3 protein-coding genes and 1 pseudogene are annotated in these 4,231 nt (G+C 68.2%); 2 read left to right on the plus strand and 2 right to left on the minus strand.

Features of this window, described 5'->3' with window-relative positions:
* A pseudogene (locus NUU27_RS25055) lies at positions 1-1,368 on the plus strand (chromosome segregation protein SMC); the annotation flags it as partial.
* Between the two features lie 53 nt (positions 1,369-1,421).
* On the opposite strand, the gene NUU27_RS25060 reads toward NUU27_RS25055, so the two are convergent.
* Positions 1,422-1,769, minus strand: a complete 348-nt coding sequence (locus NUU27_RS25060; RefSeq protein ID WP_257765012.1) for a VOC family protein — start codon at positions 1,767-1,769, stop codon at positions 1,422-1,424.
* A gap of 96 nt (positions 1,770-1,865) precedes the next feature.
* The gene (locus NUU27_RS25065; RefSeq protein ID WP_257765013.1) at positions 1,866-2,885 is read right to left on the minus strand and encodes an AraC family transcriptional regulator; all 1,020 of its coding nucleotides are present in this window, start codon (positions 2,883-2,885) and stop codon (positions 1,866-1,868) included.
* Between the two features lie 84 nt (positions 2,886-2,969).
* Here NUU27_RS25065 and NUU27_RS25070 point away from each other — a divergent pair, with 84 nt between their 5' ends.
* The gene (locus tag NUU27_RS25070) at positions 2,970-4,172 is read left to right on the plus strand and encodes an MFS transporter (RefSeq protein ID WP_257765014.1); all 1,203 of its coding nucleotides are present in this window, start codon (positions 2,970-2,972) and stop codon (positions 4,170-4,172) included.
* Positions 4,173-4,231 lie beyond the last annotated feature (59 nt).

Consider the following 4,231-nt stretch of genomic DNA (forward strand, 5'->3'; position numbering starts at 1 on the left):
CGGGCGGCCGGCGAGCTGTCGAGCCGGCGCGCCGGCCTCGAAGAGGGGCGGGCGCGCGTTGCCGAAGACCATGCGGAAGCCCTCGCCGCCGTCGCGGCGGCGGAAGCGGCGCTGGAGGAAACGCCGGACATCAGCGATCTGCAGGCAAATCTCGACAGGACGGCCGCGGAAGTCTCCGACCGGCGCGCCGCCGTTGCCGAGGCCCGGGCCGCGCATGAAGGGCTGCGGCGCGAAACCGAAGCGCGCCGCCGGCGCCTGGAGGCGATCGCCGCCGAACGCCGGAGCTGGCAGTCGCGCGCCGAGAATGCCGATCGCCACACGGCGGCGTTGATCGAGCGGCGCGAGGAGACGACGCGCGAGCTGGAAGAGTTGATGGACGCGCCGGACGAGATCGAGGCGCGCGGGCGGGCGCTGCTGTCGCAGATTTCGCAGGCCGAGAGCGTGCGCCGGCAGGCTGCGGACCGGTTGCAGGAGGCGGAGAACCGCCAGGCCGAGCTCGACAGGAAGGCGACGGACATGATTCAGGCCCTGTCGTCGGCGCGCGAGAACCGGGCCCGCGCCGAGGAGCGGGTGACGGCGGCGGAGGAGCGCCGGCGCGAGGCGGAAGCGCGCATCCAGGAGGTGCTGAACGTGCCGCCGCATCGGGTGCTGGCGCTTGCCGAGCTTGCCCCGGATGCGCCATTGCCGGAGATCGACGAGGTTGAGCGCCGCCTGGAGCGCTACAAGATGGAGCGCGAGCGGCTTGGCGCCGTCAACCTGCGGGCCGAGGAGGAGCAGGCCGAGCTCAGCGAGCGGCACGAGACCATCATCTCCGAACGCGAGGACGTGATCGAGGCGATCCGCAAGCTGAGGCTGGCGATCCAGAACCTCAACAAGGAGGGCCGCGAGCGGCTGCTGGCAGCATTCGAGGTGGTCAACGAGCAGTTCCAGCGCCTGTTCACGCATCTGTTCGGTGGGGGCACGGCTGAACTGCAACTGATCGAATCCGACGACCCGCTCGAGGCGGGTCTCGAAATCCTCGCCCGCCCGCCCGGCAAGCGGCCGCAGACCATGACGCTGCTCTCCGGCGGCGAGCAGGCGTTGACGGCGATGGCGCTGATCTTCGCCGTGTTTCTGACCAATCCGGCACCGATCTGCGTGCTGGACGAGGTGGACGCCCCGCTCGACGATCACAATGTCGAGCGGTTCTGCAATCTCATGGACGAGATGGCGGCCTCAACGGAGACCCGCTTCGTCGTCATCACCCACAATCCGATCACCATGGCGCGCATGAACCGGCTGTTCGGCGTCACCATGGCCGAGCAGGGCGTCAGCCAGCTGGTCTCGGTCGATCTGCAGACGGCCGAGCGCCTGCGCGAGGCAAGCTAGCATCTCGGCCTGCATGGCCGGTGCGCCGGATCCAGCATCGGCGACGACGGCGGTTATGTCTCGCTCCACACCGCAAGCTCGTTTCCGGCCGGATCGGTGAAATGGAAGCGGCGGCCGCCGGGGAAGGAAAAGATCGGCCGGACGATGTTTCCGCCGGCGTCCTCGACTGCCTTCAACGTGGCCTCAAGTTCCGTGGAATAGAGCACTGGAAGCGGCTTTCGCGCCGCTTCATCCGGATTGCCGTCGAAGCCGCCGTCCAGCCCTTCGCTGAAAGCCGAGTAGCTCGGCCCGTAATCGGTGAAGGACCAGGAAAAGGCCCGGGCGTAGAAGGATTTGACGCTGTCGATCGTGCCGTTGCCAGCGGGCATTTCCAGATAGTCGAGCTTGCCGGTCTCACGCATGATAGCCTCCTTGGTTCCTCTTTTGTTCTTATCACGATGGTGTCGAAAGACAACCCCGAAGGCCAACGCGTTCGTGTTTCCTGTAGATGTCGCAGCTCAAGCGGGAGGAGGTGAGCCGGGCTGATCCTGCAGCGCGGCGCCGCTGCGGACCGCGCCGGGCGGATGGCCGATCACCCGCTTGAAGGCGCGGCTGAAGGCGGCCTGCGACCCGTAGCCGAGGCGGTGGGCGGCCGTTTCGATCGGCATCCGGTCGCGCCCGATCCACTGGGAGGCGAGCCGCATGCGCAACTCCGTCAGATAGCGGACCGGCGTCATACCGGTGATTTCGAGAAAGCGATCGGCAAAGACCGAGCGCGAACTGCCCATTTCCGAGGCCAGGTCCGCGACGCTCCAGTTTCGGCCGGGGTCGCGGTGGAGGGCGGCGATGACGCGCCCGAGGCGCGGGTCGCGCAGGGCAGCCACCCAGCCGCTGGCATCCCCGCAACCGCACTCCACCCAGGCCCGGACGATGAAGGCGGAGACGACGTCGGCAAGCCGCGCCAGGATGCCGGCGAAGCCGGCCCGGTCGCCCTGCGTCTCGCGCTCCATGGCCTCCAGCAGAGGCAGGATCTCCGGATAGCGGTCGAGGAGGGTGCTGACGACCATCACCTCGGGCATCAGCGCGACGAGCGGGTGCATGCTGCCGAGGTCGAACTCCATGCAGCCGCTGAAGACCATCGCATCGGAGGACCGGCACACGCCATCGGAACAGGAATTGATCGCGGTGACGCTGCCGCACAGCGGATCGGCATGGAAATCGGTCACGTCGCGGCATGGCATTTCGGGATCGGAGGTGAGGGCGTGCATGCCGCCGCGCGGCAGCAGGACGGCATCTCCCGCGTTCATCGTGTGTGTCTGCGCGCCCGGACCGCGCAGGAACACCGGCCCGCGGCCGACGAAATGGAACTGCGCCCGGCCTTCCATGGCACCGAAGCGGATTCCGAAGGGCGGCGTGATCTGGATGCGCCGGTATTCGAGACCGAACAGGCGCATGCCCATGAGCAACTCGCTCACCATGTCGGCGCGGGTTCCGGCGTTTCGCGATGCAGGACGTGTTTCGGCGTTTCGATCAATCATTTCGGATTTTATGGCATGGTGCGTCCGAAAAGTCCACTCTATCTCTGCTGCACCGCAAAACATCATGTGCGAAAGGACAGACAGATGGACGAAACGGTGCACCGGACACAAGCACCCGGCGAACGCGAGGAACCTGCCTGGGGCGCCGTCGTTTCGATGACGCTGGGCGTGTTCGGACTGGTGACGGCCGAGTTCCTGCCGGCCAGCCTGCTGACCCCTATGGCGCAGGATCTGAACATCACCGAAGGGATGGCCGGGCAGGCTGTGACGGCCACCGCCATGGTGGCGCTGGCAACCAGTCTCGTCATCTCCGCGGCGACCAGGAACATCGACCGGCGGCTGGTGCTGCTCGGCTTTTCCACGCTCCTGATCGTCTCGAGCCTCCTCGTGGCCGTCGCGCCGAGCCTGCCGTTCCTGCTGCTCGGCCGCGTGCTGCTGGGGGCGGCGATCGGCGGTTTCTGGACCATGTCGGCGGCCGTGACGATGCGGCTCGTGCCGCAGGCCCTGGTGCCGAGGGCCCTGTCGATGATCTTCAGCGGTGTCGCTGCGGCAACGATCGTCGCCGCCCCGGTGGGCAGCTATCTGGGCGAGATCATCGGCTGGCGCAGCGTCTTCCTGATCACCGCCGCGCTGGGCGTGCTGACGCTGGTCGCGCAGGTTGCGACGCTGCCCAGCATGGCGCCGAGCGGCCAGACGCGCATGCGCACCCTGATCGACGTGCTGATGCGCCCGGGCATCGGCCTCGGCATGGTCGCCGCGATGCTGGTCTTCACCGGACACTTCGCCTTCTTCACCTACATCCGCCCGTTCCTCGAAACGGTCACCGGGGTCGGGATCAGCGCCGTCTCGGGCATCCTGCTCGGCTTCGGCATCGCCAATTTCCTCGGCACCCTGCTGGCCGGTCCGCTTCTGGAGCGCAGCCTGCGGCTGACGCTGACGACGATGCCTCTGCTGATGGGCGCGCTCGGGATCGGTCTCGTCTCCCTTGGAGCCATCCCGGCCGCCGGCACGGTGATGGTGGCGCTGTGGGGGCTGGCCTTCGGCGCCGTGCCCGTCGCCTGGTCCACCTGGCTGACGCGCACGGTTCCCGACCAGGCGGAAAGCGCCGGCGGCCTGCTCGTCGCGGCGATCCAGTTCGCCATTGCCCTGGGGGCGGCCGCCGGCGGCGCCATCTTCGATACGAGCGGCGTTATCGGCGTGTTCGGCGCCAGCGGGTCGGTGCTGCTTCTGGCGGCGCTGATGATCATGATCGGCGTCCGGCCGCGCGCCGTTGCAGTGGCCGCCTGACGGCAAGGGAATCGGGCGCCGGCCGGCATTTCGGCCGATGCGCGGGGGCGGGCGTCGAC

The sequence above is a fragment of the Nitratireductor sp. ZSWI3 genome, from assembly GCF_024655565.1.
GTDB lineage: Bacteria > Pseudomonadota > Alphaproteobacteria > Rhizobiales > Rhizobiaceae > Nitratireductor.